Annotated in this window: 21 protein-coding genes and 1 riboswitch; of the genes, 2 read left to right on the top strand and 19 right to left on the bottom strand. The window is 63.2% G+C overall.

The window, feature by feature from the left end; genetic code table 11:
* Positions 1–44 precede the first annotated feature (44 nt).
* The 19 genes from NRB16_RS16425 to NRB16_RS16335 all read right to left on the bottom strand — a co-directional run bounded on the left by NRB16_RS16425 (position 45) and on the right by NRB16_RS16335 (position 16,838).
* Positions 45–167, bottom strand: a complete 123-nt coding sequence (locus tag NRB16_RS16425; RefSeq protein WP_257106519.1) for a hypothetical protein — start codon at positions 165–167, stop codon at positions 45–47.
* Positions 164–1,366: an MFS transporter gene (locus NRB16_RS16420; protein ID WP_253115067.1), complete on the bottom strand. Its 1,203-nt coding sequence runs from the start codon at positions 1,364–1,366 to the stop codon at positions 164–166. The genes NRB16_RS16425 and NRB16_RS16420 overlap by 4 nt, the downstream gene beginning before the upstream one ends.
* Positions 1,367–1,411: 45 nt before the next feature.
* Positions 1,412–1,816 carry a MarR family winged helix-turn-helix transcriptional regulator gene (locus NRB16_RS16415; protein WP_045482079.1) on the bottom strand — a complete coding sequence of 135 codons (405 nt, stop codon included), beginning with the start codon at positions 1,814–1,816 and terminating at the stop codon, positions 1,412–1,414.
* A 128-nt stretch (positions 1,817–1,944) separates the two neighbouring features.
* Complete coding sequence (locus NRB16_RS16410) at positions 1,945–2,673, bottom strand: adenosylcobinamide-GDP ribazoletransferase (protein WP_257106518.1); 729 nt, start codon at positions 2,671–2,673, stop codon at positions 1,945–1,947.
* Position 2,674: 1 nt separating this feature from the next.
* Positions 2,675–3,253 carry an alpha-ribazole phosphatase family protein gene (cobC, locus tag NRB16_RS16405; protein ID WP_045482086.1) on the bottom strand — a complete coding sequence of 193 codons (579 nt, stop codon included), beginning with the start codon at positions 3,251–3,253 and terminating at the stop codon, positions 2,675–2,677.
* A complete protein-coding gene (gene cobT, locus NRB16_RS16400) occupies positions 3,250–4,302 on the bottom strand; it encodes a nicotinate-nucleotide--dimethylbenzimidazole phosphoribosyltransferase (RefSeq protein WP_045482089.1) in 1,053 nt (350 codons plus the stop codon). Before cobT ends, cobC begins: the two co-directional genes overlap by 4 nt.
* A complete protein-coding gene (gene cobU, locus NRB16_RS16395) occupies positions 4,299–4,820 on the bottom strand; it encodes a bifunctional adenosylcobinamide kinase/adenosylcobinamide-phosphate guanylyltransferase (RefSeq protein ID WP_045482092.1) in 522 nt (173 codons plus the stop codon). The genes cobT and cobU overlap by 4 nt, the downstream gene beginning before the upstream one ends.
* 1 nt (position 4,821) lies before the next feature.
* Entirely contained in the window at positions 4,822–6,282 is a 1,461-nt protein-coding gene (locus NRB16_RS16390; protein ID WP_257106517.1) for a cobyric acid synthase, read from the bottom strand.
* Positions 6,279–7,286, bottom strand: coding sequence for a threonine-phosphate decarboxylase CobD (gene cobD / locus NRB16_RS16385; RefSeq protein WP_257106516.1), 1,008 nt, complete (start codon positions 7,284–7,286; stop codon positions 6,279–6,281). The genes NRB16_RS16390 and cobD overlap by 4 nt, the downstream gene beginning before the upstream one ends.
* A complete protein-coding gene (gene cbiB / locus NRB16_RS16380; protein WP_045482101.1) occupies positions 7,279–8,187 on the bottom strand; it encodes an adenosylcobinamide-phosphate synthase CbiB in 909 nt (302 codons plus the stop codon). The genes cobD and cbiB overlap by 8 nt, the downstream gene beginning before the upstream one ends.
* Positions 8,184–8,834, bottom strand: coding sequence for a 5,6-dimethylbenzimidazole synthase (gene bluB / locus NRB16_RS16375; RefSeq protein ID WP_045482104.1), 651 nt, complete (start codon positions 8,832–8,834; stop codon positions 8,184–8,186). The genes cbiB and bluB overlap by 4 nt, the downstream gene beginning before the upstream one ends.
* Positions 8,831–10,132, bottom strand: coding sequence for a cobyrinate a,c-diamide synthase (locus tag NRB16_RS16370; protein WP_257106515.1), 1,302 nt, complete (start codon positions 10,130–10,132; stop codon positions 8,831–8,833). The genes bluB and NRB16_RS16370 overlap by 4 nt, the downstream gene beginning before the upstream one ends.
* A complete protein-coding gene (gene cobO / locus NRB16_RS16365) occupies positions 10,129–10,740 on the bottom strand; it encodes a cob(I)yrinic acid a,c-diamide adenosyltransferase (protein WP_045482110.1) in 612 nt (203 codons plus the stop codon). Before cobO ends, NRB16_RS16370 begins: the two co-directional genes overlap by 4 nt.
* A 96-nt stretch (positions 10,741–10,836) precedes the next feature.
* Positions 10,837–11,056: riboswitch (cobalamin riboswitch) on the bottom strand.
* A gap of 374 nt (positions 11,057–11,430) precedes the next feature.
* A complete protein-coding gene (locus tag NRB16_RS16360; protein ID WP_045482113.1) occupies positions 11,431–11,970 on the bottom strand; it encodes a C40 family peptidase in 540 nt (179 codons plus the stop codon).
* A gap of 154 nt (positions 11,971–12,124) precedes the next feature.
* Positions 12,125–12,817, bottom strand: coding sequence for a C40 family peptidase (locus tag NRB16_RS16355; protein WP_045482116.1), 693 nt, complete (start codon positions 12,815–12,817; stop codon positions 12,125–12,127).
* 76 nt (positions 12,818–12,893) lie between these two features.
* Complete coding sequence (locus tag NRB16_RS16350) at positions 12,894–13,670, bottom strand: NAD-dependent deacylase (protein ID WP_045482119.1); 777 nt, start codon at positions 13,668–13,670, stop codon at positions 12,894–12,896.
* Positions 13,664–14,368: a DnaA regulatory inactivator Hda gene (hda, locus tag NRB16_RS16345; RefSeq protein WP_045482122.1), complete on the bottom strand. Its 705-nt coding sequence runs from the start codon at positions 14,366–14,368 to the stop codon at positions 13,664–13,666. The genes NRB16_RS16350 and hda overlap by 7 nt, the downstream gene beginning before the upstream one ends.
* Before the next feature lie 161 nt (positions 14,369–14,529).
* Entirely contained in the window at positions 14,530–15,603 is a 1,074-nt protein-coding gene (locus NRB16_RS16340; protein WP_045482125.1) for an AI-2E family transporter, read from the bottom strand.
* A 176-nt stretch (positions 15,604–15,779) separates the two neighbouring features.
* Positions 15,780–16,838 (bottom strand): DUF2066 domain-containing protein, encoded by a 1,059-nt coding sequence (locus tag NRB16_RS16335; RefSeq protein ID WP_257106514.1) that lies wholly within the window; start codon positions 16,836–16,838, stop codon positions 15,780–15,782.
* A gap of 281 nt (positions 16,839–17,119) precedes the next feature.
* On the opposite strand from NRB16_RS16335, the gene purM reads away from it, so the two are divergent.
* Positions 17,120–18,178: a phosphoribosylformylglycinamidine cyclo-ligase gene (gene purM / locus NRB16_RS16330; RefSeq protein WP_257106513.1), complete on the top strand. Its 1,059-nt coding sequence runs from the start codon at positions 17,120–17,122 to the stop codon at positions 18,176–18,178.
* The gene (gene purN, locus NRB16_RS16325; protein ID WP_045482134.1) at positions 18,178–18,840 is read left to right on the top strand and encodes a phosphoribosylglycinamide formyltransferase; all 663 of its coding nucleotides are present in this window, start codon (positions 18,178–18,180) and stop codon (positions 18,838–18,840) included. Before purM ends, purN begins: the two co-directional genes overlap by 1 nt.
* Positions 18,841–18,848: the final 8 nt, after the last annotated feature.

Here is an 18,848-nt window from a genome sequence, read left to right as displayed (position 1 = left end):
GTCGGTGTATTGTCCGACACGTTACTCCCACAACCGGCCACAGCTCAACAATTGCCCATGCCCAGTTGCAACGCCGCCAGCCCCATGCGCTGCCATCCCCACCAGCTCAGCGCCAGCAGCGCAGTGCCGGCCGCCACAACGAGCAGCCAGGGGCCAAGGCGGATCACACTGCAACCTGCAAACGAGCCACCGGACGCTCACGCACCGGCCAGTTCAGGGCCGCCGCCAGCACGCTGAGCAACACTGCGATTTGCCAGACCAGATCGTAACTGCCGGTACGGTCATAGACCACCCCGCCCAGCCAGCCGCCCATGAACGAGCCCAACTGATGGAACAGAAACACGATACCGGCGAGCATCGACAGGTTACGCACACCGAACATCACCGCCACCGTGCCATTGGTCAACGGCACAGTCGACAGCCACAACAGCCCCATCACCACGCCAAACAGGTAGGCCGAGGTCTCACTGAGCGGCACCCAGAGAAATATCACGATCGCCACGCCGCGCAGCAGATACAGCGCGCTGAGCAGCCGAGGTTTGGACATCCGCCCGCCCAGCCAGCCGGCGGTGTAAGTACCGAAGATATTGAACAGCCCCACCAGCGCCAGCACCGTGGTGCCGACCTGCACCGGCAGGTGCTGATCCACCAGATAAGCCGGCAGGTGCAAGCCGATGAAAACCACTTGAAAGCCACAGACGAAAAAGCCCAGCGCCAGCAGCCAGAAGCCGGAATGGCTGCAGGCTTCGCGCAGCGCCTCAGCCAGCGTCTGCTGCGGCCCCTGCGCCTCCACCGGGCGCTGCTCCTTGAGCATCGCGGCCAGCGGCAGGATCAGCGCCACCAGCACGCTGAGCACCAACAAAGCACCGGACCAGCCCAGGCCGCCAATCAGCCCCAGGGTGCCTGGCAGCATCGCGAACTGGCCAAACGAGCCCGCCGCACTGGCAATCCCCATGCCCATGCTGCGTTTTTCAGCAGGCAACGAGCGCCCCACCAGGCTAAGCAAAATCGAGAACGAGGTCCCGGACAAACCGATGCCGATCAGAATCCCGGCACTCAACGACAGGCTCCAGGGGGAATCGGCCATGCTCATCATCGCCAGGCCGATGGCATACAGCACACCCCCTACGAACACCACCTTGCCGGAGCCATAGCGGTCAGCCAGTGCACCGGCGAACGGTTGCGCCAGCCCCCAGCACAGGTTCTGCAGGGCAATGGCGAAGGCAAACACTTCGCGGCCCCAGCCAAAGTCGCTGCTCATGGGCGCAAGAAACAGCCCGAAACCATGCCGCGTTCCCAGTGATAACGCCAGAATCAGCGCACTGCCCACCATGATCCAGCCGCTGGTTCGCCAGGCTGATGTCATTTGTCATTCCCTCGTTCGTTATTCGGGTGGTTTACCCGTTGTTATTCAGGCCAGGCTTTGCAGCACGCGCAGCAGTTCATTACGCCGGTCTTCACCCAATCGATCGATCAATTGTTGCTGGGCCTGCTCCCAGGCCGGGCCGGCTGCGTGCAGACGCTTATTACCTTCAGCCGTCAGGCGCACCAGCCGATTACGCTGATCACGCCCCTCATCCAGCGCCACCAGCCCTTCGGCTTCCAGCACCCGCAGATTGCGACCCAACGTACTGCGCTCCAGCCCCATGGCTTCAGCCAGACTGGAGATACTCGGTTGGTCGAGACGCTGCAGATGGCGCAGCAGGGAAAACTGGGCGACATTAATCCCGAAGCCGTCCAGCGCTTCGTCATAATGCCGGCTCACCCCACGGGCAGCACGACGCAGATGGGTACAGATACATTCGGTGGTCAACATGAATACGTGTATATACCCGCATCAGTGGATATTGCAAGATATTTCACAGTATGCCAGCCACGACAAGAACAACATCGTCTGTAGGAGGGGCTTGTGCCCCGAAGGCTCTATTCACAGCGAACGCTGCTTTACAAGGCCAACGCCACCAGCACGGCGACCTCAAGCAACTCCAGCAACGCCCCGGCGGTGTCCCCGGTGGTGCCGCCGAGTCGGCGCAGCATCAGGTTGCGCAGCCAAATGAAGCCCGCGCTGGCGACGAGCAAGGCAACTACGCCGCTGGCGCCCCCCAACAACAGGCAGGCCACCACCACTACGCCCGACACTTGCCAGCCAGCGCGACGCGGCAGGTGATCGGCTAGCGCCTGGCCCAGGCCGCCAGCACGCACGTAAGGCGTGCTGAGAAACAGTCCCAGCAACGCCGTGCGCCCGATCAGCGGTGCCAGCAGCAAGCCGATCCATGCCTGCTGCTCAAGCAGGACCAGGATCGCGCAGAACTTCAGCAGCAACACCAGCACCAGGGTGACCACCGCAATCGGTCCGCTGCGCGGGTCTTTCATGATGCTCAGGGTGCGCTCACGATCACCGAAACCGCCCAGCCATGCGTCCGCGCTGTCGGCCAGGCCGTCCAGGTGCAGCCCACCGCTGAGCAGCACCCAGGCGCAGAGCAGCAGCGCCGCCTGCAAGATCGGCGGGGTTGCGGACAACAGCGCCGCGAGCAACATCAACAACGCGCCGAACAGCGCCCCGACCAGCGGATAAAACAGCAGCGAACGGCCCATCTGCTGCGGTTCCGGCATGCCCGGCAAACGCACCGGCAGGCTGCTGAGAAATTGCACGGCGATCCACAAAGGCAGCATCTCAAAGCTCCGTCAGGGTGCCATCCACCGCCACTTGCACGCTGTGCAGCGCGCCATGGGCCACCGACACTTGCAGCAACTGCTCACGGGGCAGGCCGCGGGCACGGGCCAACAACAGGCGGATCACCCCGCCATGACAGACCAGCAATACCCGCTCGCCACTATGGCGCTGTTGCAAGCGTTGCAACGCCGCGCCCACACGCTCGGCAAACACCGCCACCGGCTCGCCATTGGGCGGGGTGAAGGTGTAGGGGTTGTTCCAGAACGCGCCCAGGCCATCGGCATCGGTTTGCATGATCTGCGCCGCGCTGCGCCCTTCCCAGTCACCGAAATGCAGCTCCTGAACATCAGCGTCCAGGCTCAGCGGCAGTTGCAGACGCTCGGCCAATACTTGCGCGAACCGTGCACAGCGCTGCAACGGCGAACTGACGATCCGGGTCCATGACGCGGCACCTGTTGCAGCGTCGGCCACGGCGGCATGCATCTGTGCCCAGCCCGCTTCGGTCAGGGCATCGTCGATACTGCCGCGCAGACCGCCGCCCAGCTCGGTTTCGCCATGGCGCAGCAGGTCGACGATCATGCCGGGCGATCCGCCACGGCGGCTTCGGCAAAGGTCGCCATGCCGTTATGCAGCTCGCAGGCCAGGCGCACCAGCGGTACTGCCAGCGCCGCACCACTGCCTTCGCCCAGCCGCAGCCCCAGATCAAGCAGCGGCTCGGCCTGCAGCACTTCCAGGACATGCCGATGACCGGGCTCGGCACCGCGATGACCAAACAACAGCCATGGCCGTATCGATGGATTCAGGCGCACCGCCACCAAGGCGGCGACGCTGCAAATAAAGCCATCGACCAGCGCGACGATACCTTCCTGAGCGCAGGCCAGGTAGGCACCGGCCAGAGCGGCGATCTCGAAGCCGCCAAGGCTCAGCAAACTGCCCAGCGGATCGCCCGCATGTTCGGCATGCAACGCCAGGCCGCGCTCGATCACGGCGGTCTTGTGCTGCACGCCCTCGGCGTTCAGACCGGTGCCCGGACCAACCATCAATGCTGCTGCACACTCAAGCAATGAACAGGCTACGGCACTGGCTGCGGTGGTATTGCCAATGCCCATTTCACCGCCGACAAACAGCTCGATACCGGCGGCCTTGGCGCGTAGTACGCTGTCACGCCCGGCCTGCAACGCCGCATGGCCCTGCCCGGCGTTCATCGCCGGGCCGCTGACGAAGCTGGCGGTGCCGGCGCCCAGTTGCAGATGACGCACACCTGGCAAGTTCAGGGCACTGACAGTGCCGAGGTCGACCACATCCAGCTGCGCGGCCAATTGCCGGGCCAGTACGCTGATAGCCGCACCGCCATTGACGAAGTTGCCGAGCATCTGCCCGGTGACTTCCTGCGGATAGGCCGACACGCCTTCGCTGACCACCCCGTGGTCGCCGGCAAAAATCGCAATCCACAGCCGGTCGACAGCTGGTTTTTCGCGGCCTTGCAGGCCCGCGATCTGCACCGCCAGACGCTCCAGTTGCGCCAGCGAGCCGGCCGGTTTGGTCAGTTGCTGCTGACGCGCCAGCGCCGCTTCACGGGCCGCCACGTCGATACCGCGAGCAGGGGCAAGCCACCAGGATTGAGTCATGGAGCAGTTCCTTTCAAAGTCAGAGGCAGGCCGGCAACCGTCAACACCACGCGCTGGCAGCGTTCGGCAAGGGCCTGATGCAACAAGCCGGCTTCGTCAACATAGCGACGGGTCAGCTCACCCAGGGGCACTACACCCAACCCGGTTTCATTGCTGACAAAAATGATTTCGCCCGGCAGGGCCGCCACGCTATCGAGCAGCGCCTGGCGCTCATGGGCCAGCCGTTGCGGGTCGTCGAGCATCAGCAGGTTGGTCAGCCACAGGGTCAGGCAATCGATTAGCAGGCACTGGCCCGGCGCCGCCCACTCACGCAGGACCCGCGCCAGTTCCAGCGGTTCTTCGACCAACCCCCAGTGCTCGGGGCGTCGCGCCCGGTGCAGGGCCACACGCTGGTTGAGTTCGCCGTCTACCGGCTGGCTGGTGGCAATGTAGGTCACCGCCAGCCCCGAGCGGCTTGCCAGCTCTTCAGCCAGGCGGCTCTTGCCAGAGCGGGCGCCGCCGAGAATCAGTTGCAGCATGTCAGTTGTTCTCCAGACCGCACAGCCCACGCAACAGCGCGCCATCGAGGTGCTTGTCGACCAGATCGGCGAGGCGTTCGATATCGCGCTCGCGCAGCGCGTGATAGTCAACACTCTGCACGTCTTCAAGCCCGGCCCAGCGCAGCAGCGCGCCGCAAGCGGCCGGCGATTCAAACAGGCCATGCAGATAGGTGCCAAGCACCTGGCCATCGGCGCTTTGCGCGCCATCACAGCGACCGTCTGCCAATTGCACCGCTGGTTGCTCCAGGGCCGGGCCACTGGTGACCCCGGCATGAATCTCGTAGCCGCTGACCTCGGCGCCTTCCAGGCTCAGCACACCGCGCACGTTACGCAGTTGCTTTTGCGCCTCCAGCACCGTGCTGATCTGTAGCAGAGCAAAACCGGCACTGGAACCCGGCGCGCCTTCCAGGCCCAACGGGTCATGCACCTGCTCACCGAGCATCTGCAGCCCGCCGCAAATGCCCAACAGCTTGCCGCCATAGCGCAGATGCCGGGCGATCGCCGGCTCCCAGCCATTGGCGCGCAGATACGCCAGGTCACTGCGCACGCTCTTGGAGCCAGGCAGGATGATCAGGTCGGCGGGCGGAATCGGCTGGCCGGCGCTGATGAACTGCAAGTTAACCTGCGGGTGCAGGCGCAGCGGGTCAAAGTCCGTGTGATTGCTGATGCGCGGCAGCACCGGCACCACCACGTTGAGTACCTTGTCGAGCTTTTCGGTCTGGCGTCGGTCCAGACCGTCTTCGGCTTCCAGATGCAAATCCATCAGGTAGGGCAGCACACCCACTACCGGCTTGCCGGTGCGTTGCTCCAGCCAGTCCAGGCCTGGCTGCAGCAACGCCACATCACCACGAAAGCGGTTGATGATAAAGCCCTTGACCCGCGCCTGCTCGCTGGGCGAGAGCAGCTCCAGCGTACCGACCAGGTGGGCAAACACCCCGCCGCGGTTAATGTCGGCAATCAACAGCACCGGGCAGTCCACCGCCTCGGCAAAGCCCATATTGGCGATGTCGTTCTCGCGCAAGTTGATCTCGGCCGGTGAGCCGGCGCCTTCGACCATCACCACTTGATACGCCGCGCCCAGGCGCTGGTGCGAGTCGAGCACAGCTTGCATGGCGATGGCTTTGTAACCGTGATAAGCCACCGCATTCATGGTGGTCACCGCCCGCCCATGAATGATCACCTGCGAGCCGGTGTCGGTATTGGGTTTGAGCAGCACCGGGTTCATGTCGGTGTGCGGTTCAAGACCGCTGGCCTGGGCCTGTACAGCCTGGGCACGGCCAATCTCGCCGCCGTCGGCAGTGACCGCGCTGTTGAGCGCCATGTTCTGCGGTTTGAACGGCACCACACTGATGCCCTGGCGTTTGAGCCAGCGGCACAGGCCGGTTACCAGCGTGCTTTTGCCCGCATCGGAGGTGGTGCCTTGCACCATCAGGGTGGTCATTTCAGGTCCTTGCGGTAGTCATGCAGCAGGGTTTCCAGGCGCTGCCAGTCAGCTTCACTGTGCGGCAGGCCAAAACGCAGGCTGCTGTGTTCGGCACGCTCTGCCTTGAACAAGCGCAGCAACACTCCACGCCGGGCAGCAAACTCGTGCAACGGCTCAGCATGGGCAGTGACCAGCCATTGAAACAGTGCGCAACCGCCGTCAGGTTCCAGACCATGAGCGCTGAGCAGCGCTGACAAGCGCAGCGCCGCATATTCACAACGCTCCCGCTGCAATTGCTGGCCGGGCAGATCGCTCAGGCACGCCAGCCCGACCTTGCGGGTGGGGCCGCTGACGGCCCAGGGGCCGATCTCGCTCGCCAGTGCCTGCAACAAACCGGCCTCAGCCAGCACAAAGCCCAGGCGCGCACCGGCCAGGCCAAAAAACTTGCCAAACGAGCGCAACACGATAAGCCCGCTGCGCCAGGTTTCGGCCGCCAGGCTGTGCGCCGGCGCGGTGTCCATAAACGCCTCGTCCACCACCAGCCAGCCACCGCGCTCGGCCAGCCGGGCATGCCATTTGAGCAACTGCTCAGGCGCAATCAAACGGCCGGTGGGGTTGTTCGGGTTGACCACCACCAGCACGTTGAAGACGTCGATGAAGTGCTCGACTTCATGCTCCAGCACTTCACGCACCAGAAAACCGCTCTTGCGCCAGGCATGAGCATGCTCGGCGTAACACGGCGACAGCACGCCAACCTTGCCGACGGGGCCACGCAAGCGAGGCAACGCCTGAATGGCGGCCTGGGACCCCGGCACCGGCAACACCTGCGCGGCGTTGTAATAAGCGCAAGCCGCCGCCTCCAGACCGTCATCGGTTTCTGGCAAACGTGCCCAGTCGCGCGCATCGACCGGCGCAATCGGCCAGGACCACGGCGCGATACCGGTGGACAGGTCCAGCCAGTCGGCCTCGGCAATCGCGTACTGCTGCGCCGCTGCGCGTAGCCGGCCGCCATGTTCAAGCATAGAGTTGCGCTCCCACGCAGAGAATCAGCAGCCACAGCCATACGCCGCGCTGCACCAGTTGCCAGCCGGCTTCGATGGACTCGGCATCGGCAGGCCGGCCTTCGCCCAGCGCTGGACGCTCGTGCAACTCACCGTGATAAATCGCTGCACCGCCCAGCTCGACCCCCAGCGCGCCAGCGCCCGCCGCCATCACAGGGCCAGCATTGGGGCTGTCCCAGGTCGGCCCCTGGGTGCGCCAGCAACGCAGCGCCAGGCGGGTTTTGCCCAGCAGCGCGTAGGTCAAGGCCACCAGCCGCGCAGGAATGTAATTGAGCACGTCGTCGATCTTCGCCGCCGCCCAGCCGAAGCGCTCGAAGCGCTCGTTGCGGTAACCCCACATAGCGTCGAGGGTATTGCTCAGGCGATACAGCACCACCCCGGGCGCACCGGCCACGACAAACCAGAACAACGCGGCGAATACCGCATCGCTGCCATTTTCCAGCACCGACTCGGTGGCCGCGCGGGCCACGCCATTGGCGTCAAGCTCCGAAGTCTGGCGGCTGACCAGATAACCGACCCGCTGCCGCGCCTGGTCGAGGTCACCGCCACGCAACGCCGCCGCGACCGGCTGCACATGCTCGCCGAGGCTGCGCAGGCCCAGCGCGCAGTACAACGCCAGAATGTCCACCAGCAGCCCGATATAAGGCAGCCAGCTCAGCAAGGTGATCAGCAGGGTCAGCGGAATCACCGCCAGCACCCAGGCGGTGACCCCATGACTGCGCCAGCCGCGCCCGGCGGCATTGAAACGCTGTTCGATGCGCTCGGCGTATCGCCCGAACGCCACCAGCGGATGCGAGCGTTTCGGTTCTCCAAGCAACGCATCCAGCGCCACCCCCGCTACGCTCAACAGCGCCACACTCATCGATGCACTCCCCATTGATTCTCATACAGCAGTTGTTCCAGCGGGCGCTCTTGCGCCCAGCCTTCGAGCACCAGCATGGGTGCCGGATAGAAACCGGTGACCGGCCCCAGGCATAGAATCGCCAACGGTCGGGCGCCCTCGGGCATGTTCAGCAGGGCGGCCAGGTTGTCAGGATCGAACAGCGACACCCAGCCCATGCCCAGCCCTTCGGCGCGGGCCGCCAGCCACATATTCTGAATGGCGCAGGACATTGAGGCGATGTCCATTTCCGGCATCGTGCGTCGGCCAAAGACAAACTGCTCACGGCCGTCCATCAGCGCCGCGACGATCACCTCGGCACAGTCGCTGATACCCTCGACCTTGAGCTTCATGAATTCATCGGCGCGCTCGCCCAATGCTTCAGCGGTGCGGACCCGCTCCTGCTCGACCTGCTCTTGCATGCGGTTGCGCAGCGCCGTATCAGTGATCCGGATAAAGCGCCAAGGCTGCATCAGGCCGACGCTCGGCGCGTGGTGCGCGGCTTCGAGCAAGCGCGCCAGAACCTCGGGCGCCACCGTGCCACCGCTGAAATGACGCATGTCGCGGCGCTCGGCAATTGCCCGGTACACCGCGGCCCGCTCATCCGGGCTAAAGGCTGCTTCACTCATGGTTTCAGCAACGCCGCCACCGCCTGGGGGTTGGAAGGGAAATAAAAGTGCACATAAGAGGCGGTCAGCCGGCCCAGCCGGTACACAGCTTCCGCGCCGCGTCCGCCATTTGGGCTGATGCCTCGGGCAATCGGCTCCAGCTCAGTGCTGGTCAGCGAATGGTGATAGGTGTGCCCGCGCAACACGCCCTCAGGCAGCGTCACCGCTTGCAGTGCCAACGCCGCCAGGCGCTTCTGCATGGTCGCCTCACCGGGCAGCAGGCCGGCCAACTCAGCGCGCACCCCGTCGACATCGGTCAGTGCGTCGAGCAGATACAGCATGCCGCCACATTCGGCCAGCAGCGGCTTGCCCTGTGCATGGTGGGCGGCAATCGCATCGCGCATCGAGCGGTTGGCCTGCAACGCAACGTGGTGCAATTCAGGGTAACCGCCGGGCAGGTACAGGCTGTCCGCTTCGGGCAACTGGCTGTCGTGAATCGGCGAAAAGAACTTCAGCTCCGCGCCCATGGTGCGCAGCAACTCCAGGCTGGCGCCGTAGGTGAAAGCAAAAGCTTCGTCACGGGCAATCGCAACCCGCACCCCGGCCAGCCAGGGCTCGACCGGTTGCGGCTCGGGCGCAGCAAAACTGACCGGCGGCGGCAGCGCAACTTCGCAAGTGCCGGCCAGCGCCTCGGCCGCAGCATCTAGGCGCGCATCCAGGTCATTCAGTTCGCTGGCCTGCACCAGGCCCAAATGCCGACTGGGCAGTTCAATACCGGTTTCACGTGACAACGCGCCGTACCAGCGCAGGCCTTCGGTCAGGCTGTTTTCCAGCAACTGCGCATGGCGCACCGTGCCAACCCGGTTGGCCAGCACACCGGCGAATGGCAGGTCTGGCTGATAACGGGCCAGTCCCAGCGCCAGTGCGCCAAAGGTCTGGGCCATGGCAGTACCGTCAATAACGCCCAGCACCGGCACCCCGAAGTGGCGGGCCAGATCCGCGCTGGAGGGCGTGCCATCGAACAGGCCCATAACCCCTTCAATCAGGATCAGGTCAGCCTCAGCGGCCGCCTCCCAGAGCAGCCGCCGGCTTTCATCGGCGCCGACCATCCACAGGTCCAGTTGATAGACCGGCGCACCACTGGCGCGTTCGAGAATCATCGGGTCGAGAAAGTCCGGCCCGCACTTGAACACCCGGACCTTGCGGCCCTGATTGCGATGCAAACGTGCCAGGGCAGCAGTGACGGTAGTCTTGCCCTGGCCGGACGCCGGCGCGGCGATCAGTACCGCAGGACATTGTCGCGCTTGCGCATCACTCACAGTTCGATGCCCTTCTGCGCCCGGATGCCGGCCTGGAAGGCATGCTTGACCATGCCGATCTCCGAGACGGTATCGGCCAGCTCGATCAGTTCCGGTTTTGCCCCGCGACCGGTCACCACGACGTGCTGCATCGGCGGGCGCGCCTGCAGGTCGTTGAGCACCTGCTCCAGGTCGAGGTAGCCGTGTTTGAGCGCGATATTCAGCTCGTCGAGGATCACCAGATTGATGTTCGGGTCGCTGAGCAACTGCTTCGACACTTGCCAGGCCGCTTCGGCAGCGGCGATGTCGCGCTGGCGGTCCTGGGTTTCCCAGGTAAAGCCCTCGCCCATGACGTGATAACGCACCTGGTCGGGGAAACGGCGGAAGAACAGCTCTTCGCCAGTGGCGTTACGGCCCTTGATAAATTGCACCACGCCACACTGCATATCGTGGCCCATCGCCCGGGCGAGCATGCCAAAGGCCGAGCTGCTCTTGCCCTTGCCATTGCCGCCCAGCACCAGCAGCAGGCCGCACTCGTTGGGCGAGTTGGCGATGCGTTCATCGATAATGGCTTTTTTACGCTGCATGCGCGCCAGATGGCGCTCGTCGCGTTCGAGGGACTCGTTCATCTCAGCTCTCCGCTGGAAAGGCAGGCGAAAGCAGACAACAGGACGACAGAACGCCAAGGCAGTCAGTTGCCTTGCGCAGAGCATCGCCCGCCGTGATGCCTTGAATACGTGACAGGCCGGTCTCCGGGCTCATGAGCGAGGCATTGCCTGCCGACCGTGCGCCTTCCCGGAGAATGTCCAGTGGCACGATGCGCGGTCTTGACTCATTTACCGTTGCGGGGGCAGCGCCGGAATCGAAGTGCGTGTCTTCCCACCGGCTTCCCTGTTTCACCCTGCCAGCCGTTGGCTGCCGGGCACCTGAAACAAACCGCGAAGGGTAGAGGGTTGGGCATGGAGCGTCAAACGGTATCGGGTCGGGTATCGGCGCGTCTGAGCGTAGGAGCGGCTTTAGCCGCGAAGATCTTTAGCGTTGTGCACAGGGTCTTTGCCGCAGTTGTCTGTTCGCCAGGTTCCGTTCTTTACGAGCGGGTTACTTTGGTTTCGCCCAAACTAACCAAAGGCATTGCTCCGGTCTTGGCCCCGCCCTTCGGGGCGGGGTTCCCTCGCTCCGGCGCCAATCGTCGCGTTCGGCGGCGTCTGTGATAACTCGGTTCAAAAAGCAAAAGCAACAACAGAAGCGAAAGCAATGGCGACGCTTCGCGGCTGAAGCCGCTCCTACAATCTGGGTGTCCGGGCGAACACCCAAGCGGCTCAACGGTTGTTCTGCGCCAGGCTGGAAGGCTCCAGAACGCGCTTGGCGTTCAGGTAGGCTTTCTGCCAATAAGGCGAGCCGAGGCTGTCGAGCTTGACGGTGCCGCCAGTGGCCGGGGCATGCACGAAGCGGCCTTCGCCGACGTAGATGCCGGCATGGGAGACCTGCGAGCCGCCGGAGGTGGCGAAGAACACCAGGTCGCCGGTCTGCAGGTTCTCGCGGCCGACGTTGGGCGCTTTCATCACGATCATGTCGCGGGTCGAACGCGGCAGGCTGATGCCCGCCATGTCGCGGTAGACATAGCCGATCAGGCCACTGCAGTCGAAGCCGGAGTCCGGGGTATTACCGCCCCAGCGGTAAGGCGTGCCGACCAGGCCTAGCGCGCGAAACAGCACGTCTTCGGCAGCGGGTGAATTCAGCACCGCAGGCGCGACGATCACCGGACGCTGGACGACCTTGGGTTTGGGCGGCGGCGCGCTGGCGCAGGCGCCGAGCAGCGCAGCGAGAGAGATCACGGCACAGCGTAAGAAAATCGACATGACCACAAAAACTCCATCAGGAATGCGGCTTTACTGCCGAAAGCTAGAAAGCCCGTTAAGAGAGACTAGCTGAAGACCAGAGCGCTTTGCAGAGGTTTCAGACAATCCGACCAAACGGGCTTTCCAGTTAACAGGCCGTTTCAAACAGCTTGTGTTAGTTATGACGCTTGTTGCTGACCGGCTTGACGCTGGTGGAAGTCATTGCAGTGGTCTGGGCCTCACCGGAGGCTGGTGCCAACACCAGAGCGCGCTTGGCTTCGACGAAGGTTTTGCTCCAGTAGGTGTCGTCCAGGCTGTCGATCCGCACCCCACCGCTACGGCGGCTGCTGGAGTGGATGAACTGGTCGTCGCCCAGATAGATCGCAGCGTGGCTGATACGGCCGCGGCCGGCAGTGCTGAAGAACAGCAGGTCGCCTGGCTTGAGGTCATGACGCGAGACCTGCGGGGCGTCGATTTTCATCATGTCGCGGCTCGAACGCGGCAGGGTCATGCCGGCTTCTTCGCGGAACAGGTAGCTGATGAAACCGCTGCAATCGAAACCGGCAGTGGAGTTGCCGCCAAAGCGGTAACGGGTGCCGATCAGCGCCTTGCCGCGCTCCAGAATGCTGTCTGCCAGCAACGGCAGCTGGTAGGCGTTCTCGTCGGTGAACTCGGCCAGCTCTTCTTCCGCTTCCAGAGCCTGCTGGGCACGGATGTTGTGCGCCTGACGGGCACTGGATTGAGCGGTAACGGAATTCTGGTATTGAGCGAATTGCTCTGGCTGGGTCACCGATGACTGGGTGGAGCAGCCGAATAGAAAAGTAACTAAAGCGAGTGGCACGAGGGGTGCGAAGCGTAAAACTTGCATGGGCACGACCGTGGCGTCAAAAAATGAGGAGCCGCGACTATGCCCGCTATCCAACCGATTTGCAAATTCTATCGAATTAAATGTGACTTATGAGTTCCGGCATGACATGTGCCGCCCGGCCCTGCAGGAAAATATCCATCCCCGCACTGTGATCAGTGGCCTGAGGATTGATTTCCAGGGTAAAGCCGCCGGTAATCCGCGTGCGCAACACCGGCTCGTGAATATAGGGAAAGCTGGCGGTGGTGCCGATACTCAGCACCGCGTCGAAGCCCAGCGCCATTTGCGCTTGCAGAGCGTCTATAGCGGGCTCAGGGAGCATTTCCTGGAACAGAACAACCGGCGGTCGCAAAATGCCATGACAATGGCTACACAGCGGCGGTAGCTCGGCTGACAGGTGCCCGGCCAGTTGCGGGTCTTCGGCGCCGCACGCCTGGCAAAACAGCGGAGTCATTTGCCCATGAATCTCGATCAGGCGCTCCGGCGGACTGCCCGCAGCCCGGTGATAGCCATCGACATTCTGGGTCAGCACCCAGCAATCAGGCTTGAGGCGCTGTAATTGCGCGATGGCGTAATGGGCGATGTTGGGCTCGCCAGCAAGGCAGGCCTTGCCCAGTTCAGCGATGTATTTCCAGCACAGCGCCGGATCGCGGCGCAGCATCGGCCCGGACAGCGCCATTTCAATAGGCAAGCCATCATCGGTACGGCCGTTATACAGGCCGCCCAGACCACGATAGGTCGGCAACCCTGAATCGGCCGACAGACCGGCACCGGTGATGATCAGAATACGTTGGGCATGCCGCAAGGCGGCGGCGGCCTGGCGGATCAGTTGCTGATCGAGCGGCGCCGCTACCACCCAAGGGTTTCCTTGAGAAAAGGAATGGTCAGTTTGCGCTTTTCTTGCAGCGAGGCCTGATCGAGGCGTTCAAGCAGTTCGAACAACGCACTCATGCTGCGCGTGCCACGGGTCAGAATGAAATGCCCGACTTCGTCGGTGAGGTGCAGGCCACGGCGCGAGGCACGCAGTTGCAAGGCGCGCAGCTTGTCTTCATCAGACAGGCCGCGCATCTGGAACACCAGCGCCATGGTCAGGCGTGACTTGAGGTCAGGCAGCTTGATCGACAGCTCGCGGGGTGACTTGGACGCGGCAATCAATAAACGCCGGCCACTGTCACGCAAACGATTGAACAGGTGAAACAGCGCCTCTTCCCAGTCAGCCTTGCCGGCGATGGCCTGCAAGTCATCCAGGCAAACCAGTTCGTACTGCTCAAGATGATCGAACAGCTCGACGCCCTGCTCGAGCAACTCGGTCAGCGGCAGGTAGACCGCCGGCTCGCCCAGTTGCTTGAAGCGCAGGCAGGCCGCCTGCAACAGATGAGAGCGCCCCACCCCGTCTTTGCCCCACAGATAGATGAGGCTTTCGGTCCATCCCGCATCGGCCTCGCACAACCGCTCGACATAGCCGAGGGCCGCCGCGTTGGCGCCGGGATAGTAATTGATGAAAGTGGCGTCATCGCGCAGACGCACACTCAGGGGCAGCTGAACCGGTTTCATGCTGACTGGGCGCTTCCTGGGAGCAAGCGATGACCTCTGAATAAAGTTAGCAAAGTCTATACCCGTGAGGCGGACCGCACAATGCGACAGACTTCAAGCAAAATCAAAGGCTTGCGTTTTTTCGCAGCGCCTGCTCCAGCGGTGTTTGCCAGCATCGGCCATCAAAGTTCCGGGTCACGACTGCCTGCATACATGTCCGACTCTTTGTACAGGGTATGCACATGGCGCAACAACACCATGATCACCGCCGCCACCGGCAACGCCAACAGGATGCCAGTAAAGCCGAACAACTCACCGCCCGCCAGAATCGCGAAGATCACCGCCACCGGGTGCAGGCCGATACGGTCGCCCACCAGCAAAGGGGTGAGAACCATGCCTTCCAGCGCCTGACCGATCATGAACACCGCAACGATCCCGAGCATCGGATACAGGTCACCACCGAACTGGAACAAGCCGGCGATCAGTGCCGCGCCAATACCGATAACGAAGCCCATATAAGGCACGATCGCTGCCAGACCGGCAATCATGCCAATCAGCAATCCCAGTTCCAGGCCCACCAGCATCAGCCCGGCCGAATAGATCACGCCAAGGCCGACCATCACCAACAACTGGCCGCGAATGAAGGCGCCCAGCACTTCGTGACATTCACTGGCAAGGCCCATGATCTGGGTTTCACGCTGGCGCGGCAGCAGGCTGCGCAGCTTGGCCATCATCAGATCCCAGTCGCGCAGCAGATAGAAGCTCACCACCGGGATCAGCACCAGATTGGCCAGCCAGGCCATCAGCGCCAGGCTCGAAGCGGTGGCCTGGGAGAGCACCAGGCCAACGATATCGCCGGCCTGCCCCATATGCCCGGCCAGCGCAGTCTTGAGCTTGTCGAACCGCCAGAAGCCATCGGACAGGCCGAACTTGGCCTGCGCCCACGGCAAGGCGGTGTGTTGCAGCCAGTCGAGGATCTGCGGGGCCAGCTCATAAAGGCGGATCAACTGCTTGACCAGCATCGGCACCAGCACCAGCAGCAACGCCAGCATGATCAAGGTAAACAAACCGAACACCGCTGCTACGCCGAGGGTACGGGACAAGCCAAGACGCTCCAGGCGGTCGACCAGCGGGTCGCCCATATAGGCCAGCAGCAACGCGACCAGAAACGGCATCAGGATCGAATGCAGCGAGAATAGAAAGGCGATCAGCAGCGCCGCAGCGCCCAGCCAGTACCAGCGTTTTATGTCAGTCATTGATGTTCCTCATCAAACAACCGGTGCGCAGGAGCCACCGTTGGGTAGCGCCGCTCGCTCAGCGCAAATCAAAGGTGATCGTGGGAGCGAGCCTGCTCGCGAAGAGGCCAGTAAAGCCGGCACATTTGCCATGAACTTCAGGCAGTCTTCGCGATCAAGAATCTCCCGCAAAACCGTTACCAACGGAAATACAGTTTGCCGGCACTGACGGGCGCGCCAGCCTCAGCACCTGACGTCGGAGCTGTAGCCGGGGCGCTGGCATCCACGGGCACGGCCTCACTGGCCGGGATTTCCTGCAGACGGGCCAGACCAAGCTGGTTACGCAGTTGCTCGGCACTGGTCCCGACCGCAAAGGTGCTGCGCTCGCCTTCGACCAGTACCAGCTTGCCGCCCATGGCTTCGAGCACCCGCATCAATTGCGCATAACGCTCAAGGTTCATGCCCTGAACCTCGAACTGCAGCGTACTGGCGGTCGCGCCGGGCTTGACCGCGAAGCGTGGCGCCAGGCGCTCGGTAACCGCCAGCAGCACGGCATCGGCCAGCGCCTCGACACTGTCGCCGCCGACATTGCCCTGCTCACGCTGCTCACCCAGCCACAGGCGCCACTGCGCCTGCCACTTGCCGCCCTCTTCACGGGCATGCACCGCCAGAATGGCGTCAGCGCCGTAACGCTCGGACGCTTGCTTGAGCTCGCCCGGATCACTGGCGGACAGATGATGTGCGGTGCCGACACCCTGCTCGCTCAGATCGGCCAGCGGCAACTGCATGGGCAGACCGCGATGCTGAGCGGCGCGGCGCAGCGGCGCGGCAGCCTCCTGCGCGTCGCCGACCAGATTCGAGCCTTCAGTGGAGTCGATCAGCCACCAGCCAAGAATGCTCGGGCGGTTGCTGCCCCAGATCGGCAGACCGGCCTGACGCAAGGCACGATCCGTGCTGGCCGGGTCAAAATCGACCAGCAGGGTCTGCGGCGGGCCAGGCTCATAGCCGTACTGGCTGATGATTTGTTGCGGGTCCTTGCGCACCTCGGCCAGCGCCGCCCCCTCGGCGGCCCTGGTGTTGCCGGTCAGGCGCACCACCATGGTCTGCACCGCCGCCTGGGTAGCCCGGTCACGCTCCTGGGGCGACTGACTGGTGACTGGTTCGCGGACTTGATAAAGGTCATTCACGGTCTGCGCCAAACCCGGCAGGCTGGCCAGACTCAGGCAGCCAAGAAGAAGGTAACTGGAAAAACGCATGGAAGGTTCCTGGTCTAGGAAGAACGCAGTCGCGGCACTTCGTGGTTGAGACAGCAGCGGGCGCTCAATCATTCACATTAACGTCGCGATTGTACAGCGCTGCCCTGCCCGTCGGCCCAAGGATGGCTCCAGAGCAGCAAGCCTGTTAAAATCGCGCGCCTTCACAGACCGACAATGGTATCGGCTCCGAAACAGCACTGTGCGATTGCGCAAGACTGGACCGGACCCGGCCGCAACGGTCGATTGTCCTTCCGAATCCCCCCTAAAGGCCTGGATTTTCTATGAGCAAGCAACCTTCCCTGAGCTACAAAGACGCCGGTGTAGACATCGACGCCGGTGAAGCATTGGTCGAACGCATCAAAAGCGTCGCCAAGCGCACCGCACGTCCTGAAGTCATGGGCGGCCTGGGAGGTTTCGGCGCGCTTTGCGAAATCCCGGCCGGCTACAAGCAGCCAGTGCTGGTTTCAGGCACCGACGGCGTCGGCACCAAACTGCGCCTGGCGCTGAACCTGAACAAGCACGACAGCATTGGCCAGGATCTGGTCGCCATGTGCGTCAACGACCTGGTGGTGTGCGGTGCCGAGCCGCTGTTTTTCCTCGACTACTACGCCACCGGCAAACTGAACGTTGACGTCGCGGCGACCGTGGTCACCGGCATCGGCGCCGGTTGCGAACTGGCCGGCTGCTCGCTGGTCGGTGGCGAAACCGCTGAAATGCCTGGCATGTACGAAGGCGAAGACTACGACTTGGCCGGCTTCTGTGTCGGCGTGGTCGAAAAAGCCGAGATCATCGACGGCTCCAAAGTGGTGACCGGCGACGCCCTGATCGCCCTGCCGTCTTCCGGCCCGCACTCCAACGGCTACTCGCTGATCCGCAAGATCATCGAAGTCAGCGGTGCCGACATCGAAGCCACCCAGCTGGATGGCAAGCCGCTGACCGAACTGCTGATGGCGCCAACGCGCATCTACGTCAAACCGCTGCTCAAGCTGATCAAGGACACCGGTGCGGTCAAGGCCATGGCCCACATCACCGGCGGTGGTCTGCTCGACAACATCCCGCGGGTCCTGCCAAAAGGCGCCCAGGCGATCATCGACGTCGCCAGCTGGCAACGCCCGGCAGTCTTCGACTGGCTGCAAGAGCAGGGCAACGTTGACGAGCACGAAATGCACCGCGTCCTGAACTGCGGCGTGGGCATGGTCATCTGTGTTGCGCAAGACCAGGTCGAGAAGACCCTGAGCGTGCTGCGTGATGCCGGTGAACAGCCATGGGTGATCGGTCAGATCGCGGCGGCTGCCGAAGGTGCTGCCCAGGTCGAGCTGAACAACCTCAAGGCGCATTGATGCCAGCATCGACACAAGCTCCCTGCAATGTCGTGGTGTTGCTGTCGGGTACCGGCAGCAACCTGCAGGCGATGATCGACAGTTTCAGCGCCCCGGACAGCCCGGCGCGCATCCGCGCCGTGATTTCCAACCGCGCCGATGCATTCGGCCTGCAACGTGCCAAAGACGCGGGCATTGACGCCTGTGTCCTGGACCACAAGCAGTTCGACGGACGCGAGGCGTTCGACGCGGCGCTGGTCGAGCTGATTGACGGCTTCAATCCTGACCTGGTGGTGCTGGCCGGCTTCATGCGCATTCTCAGCGCAGGTTTCGTCAATCACTACCACGGCCGCCTGCTGAACATTCATCCTTCGCTGCTGCCGCGCTACAAGGGTTTGCATACCCATCAGCGGGCGCTGGATGCCGGTGATCGCGAGCATGGTTGCAGCGTGCACTTCGTCACCGAGGAACTCGATGGCGGACCACTGGTCGTACAGTCAGTGATTTCGGTAGAGTCGCACGATTCATCCACGACTCTGGCGCAACGCGTTCATATCCAGGAACACCGGATTTACCCGCTGGCCATTCGCTGGTTCGCTGAGCGGCGTCTGCATCTTGACCAACAAGGCGCCAGCCTCGATGGTCAACTGCTCCCGGCCAGCGGCCACCTGATTCGAAACTAGGAGACATC

It is taken from the genome of Pseudomonas sp. LJDD11 (assembly GCF_024584215.1).
Taxonomy (GTDB): domain Bacteria; phylum Pseudomonadota; class Gammaproteobacteria; order Pseudomonadales; family Pseudomonadaceae; genus Aquipseudomonas.
Note: the sequence above shows the minus strand (reverse complement) of the source record. Positions and strands in the feature narration are given on the sequence as shown.